Here is a 16,562-nt window from a genome sequence, read left to right on the forward strand (position 1 = left end):
GAGACCTACCATAAACACCGGCGGATACCCGATACCTGTGGAGCTGACACAAACCATGACATATACGGAGCATGACAAGCTTGCTCGCCTTGCTGAGCTATCCAGCATCACCCCAACCGCGGAGGAAATCCCCGGGCGCATCAACCTCGTGCGAGACGCCCTACGCGGAGCGGAAGAAGCTGCCGGAATACCGCTCGGCACTGCCCGACTCCAAATCGTGGTGAAACACCAGCCCATCACCGCTATCCGCGCCGCGCTCGCCGCCGGTTCCCGTCTCATGGGCCAAAACTTCATCCAACAACTCCAAGAAGTCGAAGCCCAGCTTGCGGTGCCCGAAACGGCAGCGGAAACAGGCTCCGGAACCGCGCCTGCACTGGCACTCAACACGGCTTCCGCCTCAACGCCCGGCGCCGCTTCAGAATCAACTGAACGCCTCATTCATGACGCCAGCGCCTGGGAAGGAAGCGGCACGGCCCCGGCCAGCGCAGGCAACCCACCCCACTGGACCCACGTCATCGGCCACGTGCAATCCAATAAGGCCGGGCGCGCCCTCGAACTGGCCGATTGCATCGAAACCGTGGACAGCCTCAAATTAGCCCAGCGCCTCAACCGGCTCCAAGGCCGCCTGCTTGAGGAAGGCCACGCCCACGGGCCCTTCTCCATTTACGTGCAAGTCAATTCCTCCGGAGCTGCCAGCCAATACGGAATCGACCCGGAACAGGTAGAAGAAATCGTCGGCCAGATCGCGCAGCTCCCCCACCTGCGGATAGACGGCCTCATGACCATCGGCGCGAACACCAGCGACGTGCGGGCAATATCCCGATCCTTCGCGCTGGTGCGCGAACTACGCGACCAACTCCAGCGCGAGCACCCCACCGTGCGCGAACTCTCCATGGGCATGACCCACGATATGGGCATCGCCGTGGCGGAAGGCTCCACCCAGGTGCGGGTCGGCAGCGCCATTTTCGGGCCCCGGCCCGCAGCCTGATAACGGCTACGATTCCGGCGCGCCCGCCGCCTCACTACGCGCCGAAACCGGCACCACCATCGGGGTGCCCGTCACCGGATCCGGGATAACCACCGCGGTCAGCTCGTAAATCTCCGCGATATTCTCCGGAGTAAACACTTCCTCAGCCGAACCCGAAAAAACAATACGCCCGTCCTTCATCGCGATGACATGGGAGGCGTAACGCGCTGCCTGATTCAGATCATGAAGAACCGCAACCAAAGTCCGCCCCTCCCGATTCAGGCGGGCACACAAATCCAATAGCTCAATCTGGTAGGCAATATCTAAATACGTCGTCGGCTCATCCAAAAAAATAATCGGAGTATCTTGGGCCAGCACCATCGCCACCCACACCCGCTGGCGCTCCCCACCAGACAGCTCCCCCAGCAGCGCATCGGCGAAATCCGCGGTCCCCGTAGCTGCCAAAGCCCGAGCAACCGCCTCCTCATCACGCTTCGAAGGCCGCGAAAAGACGCCCTGATGCGGATAACGCCCCCGGCCCACCAGCTCGGCAACCGTAATCCCCTCCGGAATATGCGGCGACTGCGGTAGCAACGCCAGCTCCCGCGCGAAATCCCGCGAACCCATCGCCGCAATATCCCGCCCATCCAGCAGCACCCGGCCACTCGCCGGTGCAAGCAACCGCGCCAAACCCCGCAGCAGCGTGGACTTCCCGCACCCGTTCGCCCCCACGATCACCGTGAACGACCCATCCGGAATCGCCACATTCAAATCCCGCGCCACTGCCACATCGCCATAGCCGAGGCAGAGATCCTCCCCGCGCAGCCGCGCGGCACCGCCCTCGTTCTCGCGCATATTTATCGCCCTTTCCGTTGCGATAGCACCACAACCAGCACATACATCCCGCCGACCACCGTGGTAATCGCCCCCACCGGAACCGGCCGAGCCAGCGCAAATTGGGCGAATAGATCAGCCAGGAACAAAATCGAGGCGCCCGCCAGCGCGCTATGCACGAGCGAAATTCCGCGCCTCCCGGCCGCCGCCCGCCCCACCTGCGGAGCCGCTAAAGCCACAAATGCAATAGGTCCGGCCGCCGCCGTCACTACACATGTCAAAGCGATACCGACCGCGAGGATCCCCCGGCGAGCCTTCTCGACCGGCAAGCCGTGGGCAGCTGCGGCGTCGTCGCCCAATTCCAGTTGCCGCAACGGCCGCACGCAACACGCCACCAGCGGCATCAAGCACGCAAGAATTCCCAGCGCCGGCCCCACATTCGCCCACGACGCCTGCCCGAGCGACCCGGCGCCCCACACCGCGAGGCTGAGCGCCACCTCGTCCGAAGCCCGCAACAACAGCCAGGTATTCGCCGCGCTGAGCATCGCCGTCATGCCGATCCCCACGATGATGAGGCGAAATCCGGACACGCCGTTGCGGTAGGCCAGCGCATAAATAATTATTCCGACGACGACGCCACCTGCCAGCGCGCCCATACTCACCGCGAGGGCTCCACCCACGAGGAATGTCCGGGTGAGAATAACGCCGGTATAGGCGCCAGCGTTGAAGCCGATAATATCCGGCGAGCCGAGCGGGTTACGGGTGAGGATTTGGAAGAGCGCTCCCGAAAGTCCGAGCGCCGCCCCAAAGGCGACCGCGGCGAGGATGCGCGGCAGGCGCCAGGTGAGAACAACCTGGGCCACGAAATCCCCCTGGCCTGCGGCAACCGCCCTCATCGAATCCGGGGAGAAACAGGCGGCCACCTCGGCCGGAGTGAGGGGTAAATCCCCGAGGAGCAGCGCCCCGAGACAACCGACCACGAGGGCGAGGCTCACCACGGCCGCAACCAGGCGGGAACGGCGGCGTCGTCGTGTAGCGGTAAGGCGAGAACGTTGGGGGCGCGCAGATACTGGAGCTACGGGGCTTAGCTCTGGCGCGGCGGGAACGGACTGCGGCGCGGCACCCGTGTGCGGTGCCGTGAGCTGCTGCGCTGCTGGTTGCGGCGGCGTACTCATAGCGCGAATGCCTTTCGCCGGCGGACGAGGTAGATGAGGACCGGGGCGCCCAGGAAGGCGCTCACCACGGAGACGGGCAGTTCGCCGCTGGGGAGGATGATGCGCGCGAGGATATCCGAGGCGAGGAGCAGAGCCGGCGCCCAGATCGCGGACAGTCCCACGACCCACCGTTGATCCGCGCCGGCAAAAGTGCGGATGGCGTGCGGTGCCATGAGGCCGATGAAAGCGATGGGACCGGCGATGGCAACTGCGCCTCCGGTGAGGAGCGTCATCGCCGCTATGCCCGCCAGGCGAATGGCGGTGACGTTCGCGCCGAGGGCCCGGGCGGTATCGTCACCGAGGGCGATGATATTGAGAGCCGGGGTAAGCGCCGCGGCCACGATGAGCCCAAGAGCGAGGAGCGGGAGGACCGGCAGGATCACCTCCCAGGGGCGGTTTTCCAGCGTGCCAGCCGTCCAGACGAGGATTTCGTTGAAGGTGCGCGGGTCGGCCAGGCGCAGGACGCCCACAATACCGTTGAGCACGGCAGAAAGCGCCACCCCGGCCAGGATGAGGCGCACCGGATCCGCGCGGCCGGTGCGCTGCGATCCGATCAAGAGCACCACCGCGGTGGCGGCGAGCGCACCTGCCACCGCCCACCACATGTAGATGCTCGGCCGGCTGATGCCCGCGAGCGCGATGGCGAGGGTGACCGCAAAACCGGCACCGGCTGAGACCCCGAGGATTCCCGGTTCGGCCAGCGGGTTGCGCGAAATTGCCTGGATAAGGGCGCCGGCAACCCCGAGGGCGGCACCGATGGCGATGGCGGCGATGGTGCGCGGCGGGCGCAAAGTAAGCACTGCTTGCGCGTCCATGGAATCGCGGTCTGCGCCGGAGAGGATAGTAAACAGTGTTCCCGGGGAGATGGGGCGGGCGCCGATGCAGATGGAGAGGATGGCCAGCACGAGAACAGCGATTGCTCCGACGATAAGAGCCGCGGCGCGCCGGTGCGCGATGGTGCGGCCGGGGGTCGTATGTGCGGTTCGGGAACTGCGGGGAGGCGTGCCGCCTCCGGGGTGGCGGGCCGCGGCAGGTGCCCGGCCCGGGTTCCGGTGATCCGGGGATTTCGCGGGAGCGGGGCAGGCGCGGCGTCGTACCGAAAAACGCAGGTGGGCGGTGCTGTTCATAACGAGAACAGGCTACCCCAATTAAACAACGCCAGCGTATCCTAATAGGGCATCTGTGGTTTCAGTGACAACCACACGCCCACCGCAGCCGCAGGTGCGTCCGGCCGCGAGTGCGGCATCCACGAAAGGAAGTTATGAAGAAGTCCCTGACCGCGTGGGCAGGCACCGTGCTGGTGGCTTGCCTGGCTTTTGCCGGATGCGGTTCTCAGAAGAGTAATGATTCTGCCGATTCTTCGGCGTCCCCTGCCTCGTCCTCCGCGGCGGCAAGTTCCGCAGCGGATGGGAACACCACGAACGAGGCCGTGTTCCCCGCCACGATTGATACAAAATTCGGACCCGTCACCGTCAAGGAAGCCCCGCAGCGCGTGGTCGCTCTGGGCTGGGGCGATGCCGAAGTGGCGCTTTCGCTGGGCGTGCAGCCGGTGGGCGCTGCCGACTGGCTGGCTTTCGGCGGCAACGGCGTGGGCCCGTGGGTGAGCGAATCGTACGAGAAGGCCCCGGAGATTCTGGGCACCATGGAGCTTTCGTACGAGAAGATCGCGGCGCTCAAGCCGGATCTCATTCTCGATGTGAAGACCTCGGGCGATAAGGAACGCCACGATAAGCTTTCCCAGATCGCGACGACGGTCTCGCTGCCGGAGGGCGCGGATAATTGGCTGACCTCCACGAAGGACCAGGTCACCATGATCGGTGCGGCGCTGGGCAAGCCGAAGGCCGCCGCGGCGCAGCTGGACGCGGTGGAGAAGAAGTTCGCCGAAGTCACGGCCGCGCACCCGGATTGGAAGGGCAAGTCGGTGACCGTGGCGACCAAGACTTCCGAGGGCTGGGGCGCCTACCTGAAGGGTGATACTCGCCTGGAGTTCATGACGAAGCTGGGCTTTGTGCAGAATCCGAAGGTTCAGGAGCTGGCCACAGCCGATAGTAGTTTCGCGGTGCAGCTGTCCCCCGAGCAGCTCGATGCTATCGATGCAGATCTGATTGCCGCGTTCCCAATTTTCATTGATACCGCGCAGATTACCGACGACGCCACCTGGCAGAAGGTCCCGGCCGTTGCTGCCGGCCACGCCTTCGTGGTGGACGGCGACCTCTCCAATGCGTTCTCCCTGGGCACCCCGGCCGCGCAGCTGTGGGCTCTGGATAAGCTGACGCCGCTTATTGAGAAGGCTGCGAAGTAAATACTCTGTGAAGTATACGCTCTGTGAAGTAAATACTCTCGCGGCGAACCGCCTAAGCTACCCGCTGCTGGCGTGCGCATAGATATGCACAGAGCGCCCCGGAACGACCACTCATATGGGTGATCGTTCCGGGGCGTTTTCTGTGGCGCGAAGTCACACCGCGACGCGCAGGCGGGTTCGCAGCCGCGACATGCCGGCATTCGCCACCACTTCGCGCCGTGACGCGCGGGCGGTTCGCGGAGGTGCTCGCAGCCGCTACGCGACGGCATTCGCGCCGCGACGCAACGGAACCTAGCGTTCCAGCAGATCAGCTACCCGATTGAGCCACTCCTTCCGTTCTGTCACCACGTCCACCATGCTCGCGGTGCCGGGCAATGCTCCCGGCCCCCTATCGGGCATATGTGGGGCCCGCGAATAGGTCCACACCTGTTTTTTCGGTTTCTCGAAAGACGGGTCACACACCGGGATCCGGTTGAGCATGTCATCCTCGCCGCGCCCCAGATAGAACGGGAACGACGGCGCAAAGGCTTTCTTCCCCAAGTAGGTAACGAAAGCAGGACTGCGCAGCGCGGCATCGACCTCCTCCTGATGTCCCGGGCAGGTGACTCGCACGAGGAACTCAGCTCCGGCCAGGTAGGTGCGGCGGATGACCGCGTTCGAGTTTTGCTGGTCCGGGGTGAACGCCAGGTTTTTGTCCGAATCACTTTGTTTCCGGATCCACAACTGGCGTGTTCGGAACTCAAGCTCGTCATTGCGGAGGCCGCTTTTAGTAGCACGGGGATTAATGGTCTGAAATTCATTGATGAGACGACCGGGGCGATCAACCCTTACTGCAAAATCAGCTCCTTCCAGCCACTCTGGCCATTCTTCGCGCGGAGCGCCTAGAGCGCCCGCGAGGAGACCAAGGAGACCGGACCGGGTAGGCCTAAGTTCCGAATTGACCACGTTCCCCGTCACTCGCGGCCCCGCCCAGGATTGCACGGGACCCGCTAGACGCAGGAATGTTGGATTACTCATTCTGGCCACCCAAAATCCACGCCACGACCGTGTCAACCAGGCCGTCCTTCGAGGTGGGCTCCACTCCAAACAACTCTTCTAGCTGGGGGAACGTTCCCGTAAGGGCCAGCGCGCTCCCGAAGTTATCAGGATCGAAACGGCGAGCAGCATGGAATTGGTCCCCGAGAGCCCGCACGGACGGCTCCCGGTATCCACCTTGGGAGCTGGTCTTCACCGGCGTTTCAAAGCTGTAGGCGCAGCGGTAGCGCTGCTCTTCAGCAAGGACGACGACGGGCTGCGTGTAGGGCGCCGTGGAATGCTCCTTACCGCGCGGTTGGCCGTAAATAAGAGCGGTAATCATCTCACGTAGGTTTTCCTCCGCCTCCGGCTTGCCAAAAGCGGTCCAGCTAACTTGAAGCTGCTCGCGATCAATAGTCACCGTGCGGTAGAAAATACCGCTGGTAAATTGGCTGATCCCTAGGTAGGTTGCCCCACTGCGGGATTCTTCCCCGGCGAACTTATTCTGCTCCCGAATATCGTCAACGGTCGAGAAATAGTCAGTGCCAATGGTGGCAGCGTGGGTGGTCACGGCAGGAGATACGCTCAGCGCCGCTTCTGTACCCTTCTCAGGTTTCGCCGCAAACATACGCCCAAAAGCGGCGATGGCCAGGGAACCGGTGCATCCGTTAAGCACGAACTCCGTATCAGGATCGACTTCGCCAGCCACAACCTGCGCCGCAACCTGGATCTCTTCCCCACTCAACCAGATCGAACGATCCGCTTCAGCAGCTCCCGCACCATCATCGGCATCAGCTTTCGTCTGCTTCTTCGTGAATTGACCGACGAGAGCACGAGCCTTTGTCAAAGTTTTCTTCGGGTCTAGATCGGGGGAAAGCTCGAGTGCGGCGTCGCGAATAACTTCCTCGAGTTTGCCAGAGCGCACTGAAACGTCAAGGCTGGCCTTTTCGTAAGCAACGCGTGCACCACGTTTGATGGCCTGCGAGGAATGCATGGCGCGGAGAACACCGCCCTCCATGAGGCGCTTGGGGGTTCCCGAATCGTCACGGTTGAGATTCGAGTAGCTGATCGGAGTAAGGAAATGCAGGGTTAGGTGACGGTACATGATTGGTCCTCTCGGTTATGGTTTTAGTTTTCAGAAGCTTTGGCAGGAACGGTTTCAGGTTGATCCGAAACCACAAGTTGAGGTGCGGAATAGAATTCCTCTATTACTCGCATTCGAATGTGCTGAGATTGAGGTGACAGGCCGTTCCCCCAGCGCATCAACGTATCGGCAATATCGAAATAATTGACAGGAGGAACCGGACCCGGAATCGTTGATGCCACCTCAAAAATTCGCCTGATGGATCGGGCTGCTTCTTCCATATCTTGGGTATGTAGGTACGCTAGCCGCGCGGCAATCATTCCTGGATTATCTGGTGAAACTGATTGTGCGCGTCCGTTTTTGTTCTCAGCGGTTGCCACGCAATATGCCCACCGCCCCAAACTGTTGCGGCGCTTACCCTCACTGGAATGAGGCACCCGGTCGTATTCCGCGGCCAGGGCTGCTACCCGCAGCAAGGCATTACGTTGCTCGGGGCGTGCATCTTCTGGCACCGCGGGTAGGACATAGGGATAAGCACGCATTTGAGTGAACGGCGTTGCCCCTTGCCGAATTGCTGCACGCGAGGCGCGATAGTCAGGATCTTTACGCCGTTGCAAAATCTCGTATAGTAACGCCTTCCAAGGCTCCCGTTGCGGGGTATCTATCTGCGTCATTGTTATTTCTCCTCATAAGCCGTGGGAACATCAAATTGTTTTGTGACAGCCCGAATATGACGAGCAACATTCGAATAAACTGCCGCGAAGAGCGCCGGATCTTGACCCCGGTAGGGCGCAATCGCTTCTTCGAAAGCTCTGAGCGCAACCTGAGCAGCTCCGCCGCGAGCCATACGGATTTCTTCAGGACGCCGCTCAGCGGTTGTCACTTGAGAAAGAAAATCTTCATAGGAGCGAGTGATCGAACGCCAGAAAATATCCGATGCCGAATCCCGATAGTTTTCGAGCGAGTCAAGAACGGTGGGCAAGCCGTTAGGTGCAACGGAGGCTGCCCCGCGTGCGCGTCGGAAAGGTTGGATCACGCAATAGTGCAGAGCCTGGATGAACTCTGCATGGCGCCGAACTTGGCCCTGTGCTCGATCAGATAGCCCGAAAGCCCATAGCTGCGGATCTGCCACATCAACCCGCGAGGAACGGATAACTGGAGAAGATGCGGTTCCTTCGATGTAATGGCGGATAAATACCAACCGACAGCCAGAGGAAGAAATAATGCGATCATGCGCTTCGGCCACTTGTGCCAGTCTGCCGCGGGCAGCCCACTCCACTGCGAGATCCGTCGCGTCCCTCCCTACGTCCATCCGCTGAGCCTTTAACTCGCCGGACTTATTAGGCAAATACAGGTAGAAGGGATCGCTCTGATCGCGCTCAACCCAATAAGCTTTTCGGCTCTCTTTCGTTGCTCCTGCTTCTGGGGGAACCCACGCCGGTGGAACGCCACCGATGCGCACACCGGCGAGCTCGTTATCCTCCCAGTAACAGGCAGCACTATTGGATGACCAGGTAGCCCGCCATAACGGGTGATCAGTTCCACCCCGAGATCCGGTTCGATCTGCCCATGCTGGTAAACCGTCGCCTTCTACCCATGAGCGTGGGATCATCGCTAAAAGCGTATGAAGAAGCGACGGGCCTTCCCAAATCAGTTCGGTAGCCGTCATGCCTACGCCGACAAAATGGAAACCAGGACTTCCCATTTCAGCTTTTTGACCAGCGTAAGAGTTATTTCCAGCCGGCGAATAGCAGTGATAGGCGAGAAGGTAAAGCGCTGCATCTTCCAGGGAAAGGGTATCGCGCTGCGTTAGCAGACTCCAGAATTCTTCACCTTGATCGGAGATCATGGAAGGTAGCAGCTTCTTGAGCCGCAGCTCCCCTTTCCCGAGCTTGCGCTCGTTATCTTTCGCATTGCGCATCGGCTCAGCCGGCCGTTGCATAAATGGCTGCTGGTCATCGAATAACAAGGACCCCGGTGCGAGTATTTCGATGGCTTTGTCAATCGCCTCGGGTTCAAGCCCCTCCGAGAGAATGTGTTCCCATTCGATCCGGAATGGATCCCGGTGGGTGTGATTGGACTGCCTTAAAACCACGGCAACGACCGCCGCTAATAGTCGCAACTCTGCGCCATACACATAGCCCGGGACGGTCTTATCCAGGACCACCGGTTCGCGGCCCATTTTTTTGTCGGAGGGCTCTTTTAGAATATGAGCATCGAGAAGCGCATCACGAACTGTCAAGCGCCCGCGTGGCGTAACCAGTAACGGAATGTCCGTCAAAGCATTGATCTTTTCCATGCTTCCTCTCCTTTGAGATGGAATGAGACTAACAAGAGCAGAAAGCTTTGTCAATCCATTTGACCCGTCTTTACAATTACGTTTCTCCCCGCTAATATGAAACTCAAGATAAGGGAGAAACCCAGCCTCGAAAACGCTGTTACCCCCGCTTTCGCGGGGAAAGCGGCCTATCTAGGCAATCCATTAGACCCTGAAATACCCACGCTAGCCGTGGAAACCGCTCGCTAAGAGCCTAGTCGACGGAGACGAATATGGCAGATCAACACACATCGGAACCTCAGCCGATCTTTCTAACAAAAGTACCGGTGCACACCCTTCTTTCACGCGTTGCCCTGCACAAGCCAGAGCGCGGATGGACACTGAAGGACCCGCAAGTACGCCACCGCGCGATCATGGCGCTCTTCCCACAGACCAACGCGGAACACCCCCGGGCGGAGATGGGGATTCTTTTCCGCTTGGATCACGTTCCCGGAGATGCCCCATTCTTCCTTATCCAATCCCGCGAGCCGGTGCCGCAACTCAACCTCCCCCATGAGGCCGCGACGAAAGAGGTTGAACTCAAGGAACTCCCAGCTGGAACTCCAGTTTCGTTCCGGATCGCTATCAATGCGATTCAACGCATTGGAACCGGGGGAACTCGGTCAATCCCGCTCGACGGGGAGGAACCTGCCCCTGGAATCCCAAGTCTCTCTGAATGGCTGAGCGCAAAACTATCCCCTGCCCTCACGAATACAGAGATCATTGACGCGCGGCGCGAAGTTCTCACCACCGGTTCGGGAAAAGATAAACAACGTGCCGTCCAGATTGATACGATCAACGGAGTTGCCACCGTGGGAGATAGTGGAGCACTACTCACAGCCCAAACCAACGGGGTTGGACGTGCAAAAAGCTACGGCTGCGGACTCCTCTCCATCCAGGCACTATCGTGACGCGCACACACCCCAGCATATGGGCCAAGCAGCGCGGTACGGAAACGTCCTACCCACTTCTTGCCCACTTGCTGGATACCGCAACTACTGCCGGAGTCCTCTATGAGGCTTGGCTGAGGCCCGGTCTGCGCAAAGTTCTCGGACCGGCGGGGAAACGGGAAGTGGTGGAATGGGTGGCCGGATCGCATGACATTGGAAAAGCCTGTCCGGTATTCCAGTACCAGCAAACCCAAAAGGGACCGCAGTGGGATGAGATTCGGACTGCACTCCGTACTAACGAACCGCAACTTGGTGACATTTCCGAGTGGTCTCGAAACTTCTGTGAGGATTACGCTCCCGATATCCGCCACCACCAGAAAATGTCAGCGCTCCTGCTTCATGGGACGAAGATCAATCCGGACGCATACGCAGCGCCATCGTGGAGATTCCTCTCCGCACTCGGGCATCACGGCCGCTTTGAGACCCCATCCTGGAACACTGAAGAGACCGACTACCTTTTCGAAGATATGGAAAGCACCGGCTGGCTCGCCCTGGCCGATGATCTTCTCTCCTGCTTCGAAGAAGGCATCGGCATAACCCGGGCTGATCTTCCTGCCGAGATTTCGCCAGCCGCAACAATCCTGCTTTCCGGCCTCACCGTGCTAGCCGACCGCATTGCTTCGGGAACCGAATGGGTGGCCGCTCAGCAGGAACTCCTCGCGGCCGGCAAACTCACCCTTGATGATCCAGCCGGGTGGATTACCACGTGCCGTGCCCGCGCTCGCGCTCGCATCGAAGAAACCGTTGGTGTCTATCACGGCTGGGAATCCGCTGAGCAAAGTCAACGGGCAATTCTCGGCAACCGCACGCCGCGCCCACTCCAGGAAGAAGCCACCCGGGTAGGTGGCGGACTGTGGAATGTTATGGCGCCCACCGGCGTGGGCAAAACCGAAGCGGCCCTACTCCGGCACGCCACCGCAAACGAACGCCTTATTTTCCTGCTTCCCACCCAAGCCACCTCGAATGCGCTCATGCGGCGTATCCAGCGCTACTACGCAGCTACTCCCAATGTGGCTTCGCTCGCGCATTCCCTCGCCTCCACCGAGGATTTTTATAATCAACCGGTCACCATGGGGGAAAACTCCGTTGATAGCCCACGTGCCAGCAGAACCACATCTACAGCGCATGGAGCTAACACGGCTGGCCTTTTCCCCACCGACTTCGTTCGCTCGGGAAGCTCCCGCCTCCTGGCACCCGTATGCGTCGGCACTGTGGACCAGGCACTCCTGGGCGCCCTACCGGCAAAATGGACCCACCTGCGGCTCCTCGCCTTAGCCAATGCCCACGTTGTTGTGGATGAGGTTCATACGCTCGATCAGTACCAGAGCGGCCTGCTCAGCAACCTTCTGCTCTGGCTGCGCGCCACGAACACCCGGGTCACCTTCCTTTCCGCCACCCTCGCCAGCGATCAACGCGCCACTTACGTCAAGTCCTACACTGGCCAGCCCCCGGAAGGCGAAGCGCACTTCCCCCTCCTGGAAAACCTGGACACCAACGGAACTCAGCTGCGGAGTATTTGCCCCGACGGCCCGCCCCGCACCCTCACAATTGAACGCAGTACCGAAAAGTACTGCCAGCTCACCACCTCCCACCGCGATTGGGTGCGCGAACAGCGCCGGCGTTACCCCCAGGCCCGCATCGGAGTCATCTGCAATACGGTTGCGCGCGCTCAGGAGCTCACCCGAGCCCTCGCCGCCGAGGTCAACGTTGTTATCCTCCATTCCCGCATGACAGCTGAGCATCGTCGTCGTAACGCTGAACTCCTCGAACGCGAAATCGGATCGGGCAGCGCGGGCGCCGCGCTCACGGTTATCGGAACCCAAGCAATCGAAGCATCGCTGGACATCGACCTCGACCTGCTCCGCACTGAGCTATGCCCGGCCGCATCCCTCATTCAGCGTGCCGGGCGCCTGTGGCGTTCCGCCGATCCTAACCGCTCCACTCGAGTGCCGGGACTGAGCGGGCCGCGAGTGTCCGTCGTCGCTATTAATGGCAGCGAGGGGCAACAGCTACCGTACCTGGCCAGCGAACTGGCGCGCGTGGAGAAATGGCTCAAGGAGCACAACGTCATCCGAATCCCGGAGGATTGCCAGGAATTTGTAGATACTGGCACCCTGCTGCTGGCGGATATCGAGGAAGATAAGCCCGATGAACTCAATGAATTCGCGAAGAAATCGCTAGCAGCAATTCGCGCCCGGAACGCTACGTACGATATGAAGGAGTGCCTGAGCGAAGGCTCCCAGGTGAAATCTTTCGCTGCCATGACGCAGCGTGATAAAAACCTCGGGGATGAGCGTTCAACCAGACTTATCGAAGTCGAAACTACCCGCCTGATTGTATGCGGCGATCCGGATATTATCCCCGGCGCGTGGACCGGGGATCCTGAAGATTTGGGGAAGCTGCGCGGCAGTGACCGTGAAGGCATACGCCGCGCTTTGCGTGCGTCCGTTCCGGTCACCGTCACTGGTCGTGCGAAAACACTGTTTACGGATGCGACACCGCTTGAAAATGCGCCGTCGCTACTCTGCCGCTACCACGTTTTGAACGACGGCGCAGCTCATTACGACCCGCTCATCGGGCTCGTTGTGCCGGGTAGCATTCCGGATCCCACTTGCTCCGGCACGTCCGCACAGCCCGCCACCGGGAAGGAGTGAACATGGCTTACTCAGATGAGGCTCTGGCCTTCCGCACTATCAAGGCGAGCGAGCAGGTGCGTCTCGAGGACCGGGTGTCCTTCCTCTATCTCGAATACGTGCAGATTCGCCAATCGCGCACGGGCGTGGTGGCTTATGACGCTGGCCGGGAAGGAAAGAACGGATCCCTGGAAGGAACCCGCGCCCGGGCAATCCAACTCCCCGTCGCCGGGTTAGCAGTGCTTACTTTGGGGCCCGGTACCTCGATTTCGAGCGCGGCGCTCACTTCCTGTGCCCGCGCCGGAACCACCGTCCTCGTTACGGGTGGGGGCGGAGTACCGCTCTATACCCACGCCACGCCGCTGACCTCGAGCGCGCGGTGGGCCATTGCGCAAGCTCGGTTGGTGAGTAACGAAGCCCGGCAGCGCGAAGCTGCGCTGGTGCTCTACAAAAAGCAGCTGGGTGTGGAGAATGCGCCTGGTAGTTCTATTGCAACGATGCGCGGGCTGGAGGGGCAGCTCATGCGCAATACCTACCGCACGATGGCGGCAAAATATGGAACCGGGAGCTTCACGCGTGATACTTCCTCGGACGACCCGGTCAATGCCGGCCTCAACTTAGCGAACTCAATCCTCTACGGGTGCGCAGCTTCCGTGTGTGCGGCGCTGGGAATCAACCCGGCGCTGGGGATTATTCACCGCGGCGACGCGCGTTCCTTACTTTTTGATCTCGCAGATCTGTATAAACCGAGCGTAACGATTCCTCTGGTGTTCGCGGCGGCGCGCGAAGATGACCCCATGACGGCGGTCCGCAAAGCCGTGCGGAGAGCTATCGTGAACCACCGGATTCTTCCCGATATGCTCGCCACCATCATGGACATCCTCCAGCCTTTTCTCCCCGCACGCGACGACGACCGGCTTATCTCCGGAAATAACGTCGAAGTTTCCGGCCATATCCAGTACGGATAGGAGACCGGAATGTTCGTTGTTGTTAATGCGGTCGCCATACCGGATCACCTGCGCGGATACTTGAGCAGGTTTCTTTCCGAGGTGACCACCGGATTGTACGTGGGCGTTGTTTCCGCGCGAGTGCGGGACAATTTGTGGCAAAGCGCGGTGTCCGCTGCGGGTTCCGGCAGCCTCACTCTTATTTATAACGACGCCGCTCGTGAGCAAGGCTTCGCTCTGCGTAGCACGGGAACCGGCAGTCGCCCAGTCCTTGATCTGGACGGCATGTTGGTTATCGGGATGGGTGCGGAGGATGCAGTTGGTACGGAAGCAGATGACGTCGATCTTCCAGGTGCTTCGCTCAGCTCTCCGGATTCGGGTAGCGCTACGCCGATTCATCGCGAACGGAGGAGCCGGGTCCGCAAGCGCACGGTCACTATAGTCAAACGGGATGATCGGGAGCACGACCCTGCGTGCGATAAAGATAGGCATGCCGAAATAAGCTAAATTTGAGAGGTGGGAACTGACGTGGTTGTTGCATCCGGCGCACCGGCATATCTCCCGGCGAGCCGCAAATCTGGAACTCTGTTCCATTGCGATTTCCGGGTCCGCCGCCGATAAATAACCAGGTCAGGCAGTCTGTTCCCCGCGCAAGCGGGGGTAATTCCTGGAAAGGCCCCGCCCCGCGCGATGCGAAGCTCTGTTCCCCGCGCAAGCGGGGGTAATTCCCTTGCCCGTCCAGTGCGGCTGCTCCGCGCTAGCTGTTCCCCGCGCAAGCGGGGGTAATTCCCCCCCAAGGGGAATCTTCCTAAGAATGAAGAGGCTGTTCCCCGCGCAAGCGGGGGTAATTCCAGCTCGGCGTAGAGCGTGGAATCGGTGCGTTGCTGTTCCCCGCGCAAGCGGGGGTAATTCCACTACGTAGTAAAATACTACGCGGCGTTAGAACTGTTCCCCGCGCAAGCGGGGGTAATTCCATTCTCAAGCGCGTGAAAACCGTGGAAGTCGCCTGTTCCCCGCGCAAGCGGGGGTAATTCCCAGTTCAGGAGGAGAAAATGACGCTCACGGTCCTGTTCCCCGCGCAAGCGGGGGTAATTCCGAGGGCGTCGCGGCCGGCCGTGGTATTTGAGACTGTTCCCCGCGCAAGCGGGGGTAATTCCATATTTTTATTGTGGATTACGAAGCGGCGTTGCTGTTCCCCGCGCAAGCGGGGGTAATTCCAAGCCGGGTACGCGCTCAGGGGCTTGAAGCGCCTGTTCCCCGCGCAAGCGGGGGTAATTCCATGGTAAAGGAATCCCCTTATACCACGTGGCTCTGTTCCCCGCGCAAGCGGGGGTAATTCCTACCGCGGCAGCCGCGCGGTCACTCATATCACCTGTTCCCCGCGCAAGCGGGGGTAATTCCGTGGATGTTTACAACGCCTAATAACTAACTGACTGTTCCCCGCGCAAGCGGGGGTAATTCCGGGTCGAATCGATGGATGAGCTGATTAGCGATCTGTTCCCCGCGCAAGCGGGGGTAATTCCCATGTGGTACGAGTTCCCGCTAGAGACAACCCCTGTTCCCCGCGCAAGCGGGGGTAATTCCGGCTGAGAAAGAGGCAGTACGCGCCGGGGAAACTGTTCCCCGCGCAAGCGGGGGTAATTCCTCTTCGCGCATTGTGGCAAGCCGCGTGAAAACCTGTTCCCCGCGCAAGCGGGGGTAATTCCCTATTTACGCATTCCTATGACCTGCCGAAAAACTGTTCCCCGCGCAAGCGGGGGTAATTCCATGGCCGTGCCGCCCGCTTCTGCCTCGATGCCCTGTTCCCCGCGCAAGCGGGGGTAATTCCCTCGCCCTCCAAGTCAAAGGCATCCCCGACCCCTGTTCCCCGCGCAAGCGGGGGTAATTCCGCCAAAGAAGCACGCCTAAACGCACCCGACGCCTGTTCCCCGCGCAAGCGGGGGTAATTCCGTGGCGCGCGGGCACGGGAACATCAACGTAGTCTGTTCCCCGCGCAAGCGGGGGTAATTCCTCCCATTACTCCTAGGGAATAACCCAGGTAAACTGTTCCCCGCGCAAGCGGGGGTAATTCCGGTTATGGACGGCGCCGTACCACACCGCCCCCCTGTTCCCCGCGCAAGCGGGGGTAATTCCCCATAAGGCTCTCGATGCTGTGCAGGCGGTCGCTGTTCCCCGCGCAAGCGGGGGTAATTCCATACCCCAGCCGGATCAGCGAAAAGAGACACACTGTTCCCCGCGCAAGCGGGGGTAATTCTTGGTTCGTAGTCCGGGTGTGGGCTGAGTGGGACTGTTCCCCGCGC

Annotated in this window: 13 protein-coding genes and 1 CRISPR repeat array (1 of these 14 running past the window's edge); of the genes, 6 read left to right on the forward strand and 7 right to left on the reverse strand. The window is 60.7% G+C overall.

The window, feature by feature from the left end; all coding sequences use genetic code 11:
* Positions 1 to 55: 55 nt before the first annotated feature.
* Positions 56 to 988 (forward strand): YggS family pyridoxal phosphate-dependent enzyme, encoded by a 933-nt coding sequence (locus tag ACRQFC_RS06910; protein ID WP_284897089.1) that lies wholly within the window; start codon positions 56 to 58, stop codon positions 986 to 988.
* Between the two features lie 6 nt (positions 989 to 994).
* Here the strand turns inward: ACRQFC_RS06910 and ACRQFC_RS06915 are convergent, their stop codons facing one another.
* From ACRQFC_RS06915 to ACRQFC_RS06925, 3 genes are read right to left on the reverse strand one after another with little or no spacing between them, the layout of a single operon-like run.
* Positions 995 to 1,822, reverse strand: coding sequence for an ABC transporter ATP-binding protein (locus tag ACRQFC_RS06915; protein WP_284897091.1), 828 nt, complete (start codon positions 1,820 to 1,822; stop codon positions 995 to 997).
* Positions 1,823 to 1,824: 2 nt separating this feature from the next.
* Positions 1,825 to 2,976, reverse strand: coding sequence for a FecCD family ABC transporter permease (locus ACRQFC_RS06920; protein WP_284897093.1), 1,152 nt, complete (start codon positions 2,974 to 2,976; stop codon positions 1,825 to 1,827).
* On the reverse strand, positions 2,973 to 4,142 hold the full coding sequence (locus tag ACRQFC_RS06925) for a FecCD family ABC transporter permease (protein ID WP_284897094.1): 1,170 nt from the start codon (positions 4,140 to 4,142) through the stop codon (positions 2,973 to 2,975). Before ACRQFC_RS06925 ends, ACRQFC_RS06920 begins: the two co-directional genes overlap by 4 nt.
* A gap of 134 nt (positions 4,143 to 4,276) precedes the next feature.
* On the opposite strand from ACRQFC_RS06925, the gene ACRQFC_RS06930 reads away from it, so the two are divergent.
* On the forward strand, positions 4,277 to 5,317 hold the full coding sequence (locus tag ACRQFC_RS06930; protein ID WP_284897095.1) for an iron-siderophore ABC transporter substrate-binding protein: 1,041 nt from the start codon (positions 4,277 to 4,279) through the stop codon (positions 5,315 to 5,317).
* 291 nt (positions 5,318 to 5,608) lie between these two features.
* On the opposite strand, the gene cas5e is transcribed toward ACRQFC_RS06930, so the two are convergent.
* From cas5e to ACRQFC_RS06950, 4 genes are read right to left on the reverse strand one after another with little or no spacing between them, the layout of a single operon-like run.
* Positions 5,609 to 6,334 (reverse strand): type I-E CRISPR-associated protein Cas5/CasD, encoded by a 726-nt coding sequence (cas5e, locus tag ACRQFC_RS06935; RefSeq protein ID WP_284897096.1) that lies wholly within the window; start codon positions 6,332 to 6,334, stop codon positions 5,609 to 5,611.
* Complete coding sequence (locus ACRQFC_RS06940; RefSeq protein ID WP_284897097.1) at positions 6,327 to 7,436, reverse strand: type I-E CRISPR-associated protein Cas7/Cse4/CasC; 1,110 nt, start codon at positions 7,434 to 7,436, stop codon at positions 6,327 to 6,329. Before ACRQFC_RS06940 ends, cas5e begins: the two co-directional genes overlap by 8 nt.
* Positions 7,437 to 7,459: 23 nt before the next feature.
* Complete coding sequence (gene casB / locus ACRQFC_RS06945) at positions 7,460 to 8,089, reverse strand: type I-E CRISPR-associated protein Cse2/CasB (RefSeq protein WP_284897098.1); 630 nt, start codon at positions 8,087 to 8,089, stop codon at positions 7,460 to 7,462.
* 2 nt (positions 8,090 to 8,091) lie between these two features.
* Complete coding sequence (locus ACRQFC_RS06950) at positions 8,092 to 9,714, reverse strand: type I-E CRISPR-associated protein Cse1/CasA (protein ID WP_284897099.1); 1,623 nt, start codon at positions 9,712 to 9,714, stop codon at positions 8,092 to 8,094.
* 305 nt (positions 9,715 to 10,019) lie between these two features.
* Between ACRQFC_RS06950 and cas6e the strand changes: the two genes are divergently transcribed.
* The 4 genes from cas6e to cas2e are packed head-to-tail and all read left to right on the forward strand — an operon-like array spanning position 10,020 to position 14,769.
* On the forward strand, positions 10,020 to 10,643 hold the full coding sequence (gene cas6e / locus ACRQFC_RS06955; RefSeq protein ID WP_435731067.1) for a type I-E CRISPR-associated protein Cas6/Cse3/CasE: 624 nt from the start codon (positions 10,020 to 10,022) through the stop codon (positions 10,641 to 10,643).
* Positions 10,640 to 13,336, forward strand: a complete 2,697-nt coding sequence (cas3, locus tag ACRQFC_RS06960; protein ID WP_284897104.1) for a CRISPR-associated helicase Cas3' — start codon at positions 10,640 to 10,642, stop codon at positions 13,334 to 13,336. Before cas6e ends, cas3 begins: the two co-directional genes overlap by 4 nt.
* A gap of 2 nt (positions 13,337 to 13,338) precedes the next feature.
* The gene (gene cas1e / locus ACRQFC_RS06965; protein ID WP_284897106.1) at positions 13,339 to 14,283 is read left to right on the forward strand and encodes a type I-E CRISPR-associated endonuclease Cas1e; all 945 of its coding nucleotides are present in this window, start codon (positions 13,339 to 13,341) and stop codon (positions 14,281 to 14,283) included.
* Positions 14,284 to 14,292: 9 nt separating this feature from the next.
* On the forward strand, positions 14,293 to 14,769 hold the full coding sequence (cas2e, locus tag ACRQFC_RS06970) for a type I-E CRISPR-associated endoribonuclease Cas2e (protein ID WP_284897108.1): 477 nt from the start codon (positions 14,293 to 14,295) through the stop codon (positions 14,767 to 14,769).
* 132 nt (positions 14,770 to 14,901) lie between these two features.
* A CRISPR array of direct repeats spans positions 14,902 to 16,562; the repeat unit is 29 nt; unit sequence CTGTTCCCCGCGCAAGCGGGGGTAATTCC (it continues 3,615 nt past the right edge of the window).

The organism is Actinotignum inguinis, assembly GCF_051265835.1.
GTDB lineage: Bacteria > Actinomycetota > Actinomycetes > Actinomycetales > Actinomycetaceae > Actinotignum > Actinotignum timonense.

What these genes read in the sequence shown, in the direction of transcription:
- ACRQFC_RS06915 (WP_284897091.1), bottom strand. Translation starts at nt 1,822, where the DNA reads ATGCGCGAGAACGAGGGCGGTGCCGCGCGGCTGCGCGGGGAGGATCTC.
- ACRQFC_RS06940 (WP_284897097.1), bottom strand. Translation starts at nt 7,436, where the DNA reads ATGTACCGTCACCTAACCCTGCATTTCCTTACTCCGATCAGCTACTCG.
- casB (WP_284897098.1), bottom strand. Translation starts at nt 8,089, where the DNA reads ATGACGCAGATAGATACCCCGCAACGGGAGCCTTGGAAGGCGTTACTA.
- cas5e (WP_284897096.1), bottom strand. Translation starts at nt 6,334, where the DNA reads ATGAGTAATCCAACATTCCTGCGTCTAGCGGGTCCCGTGCAATCCTGG.
- ACRQFC_RS06950 (WP_284897099.1), bottom strand. Translation starts at nt 9,714, where the DNA reads ATGGAAAAGATCAATGCTTTGACGGACATTCCGTTACTGGTTACGCCA.
- cas2e (WP_284897108.1), top strand. Translation starts at nt 14,293, where the DNA reads ATGTTCGTTGTTGTTAATGCGGTCGCCATACCGGATCACCTGCGCGGA.
- ACRQFC_RS06925 (WP_284897094.1), bottom strand. Translation starts at nt 4,142, where the DNA reads ATGAACAGCACCGCCCACCTGCGTTTTTCGGTACGACGCCGCGCCTGC.
- ACRQFC_RS06930 (WP_284897095.1), top strand. Translation starts at nt 4,277, where the DNA reads ATGAAGAAGTCCCTGACCGCGTGGGCAGGCACCGTGCTGGTGGCTTGC.
- ACRQFC_RS06910 (WP_284897089.1), top strand. Translation starts at nt 56, where the DNA reads ATGACATATACGGAGCATGACAAGCTTGCTCGCCTTGCTGAGCTATCC.
- ACRQFC_RS06920 (WP_284897093.1), bottom strand. Translation starts at nt 2,976, where the DNA reads ATGAGTACGCCGCCGCAACCAGCAGCGCAGCAGCTCACGGCACCGCAC.
- cas1e (WP_284897106.1), top strand. Translation starts at nt 13,339, where the DNA reads ATGGCTTACTCAGATGAGGCTCTGGCCTTCCGCACTATCAAGGCGAGC.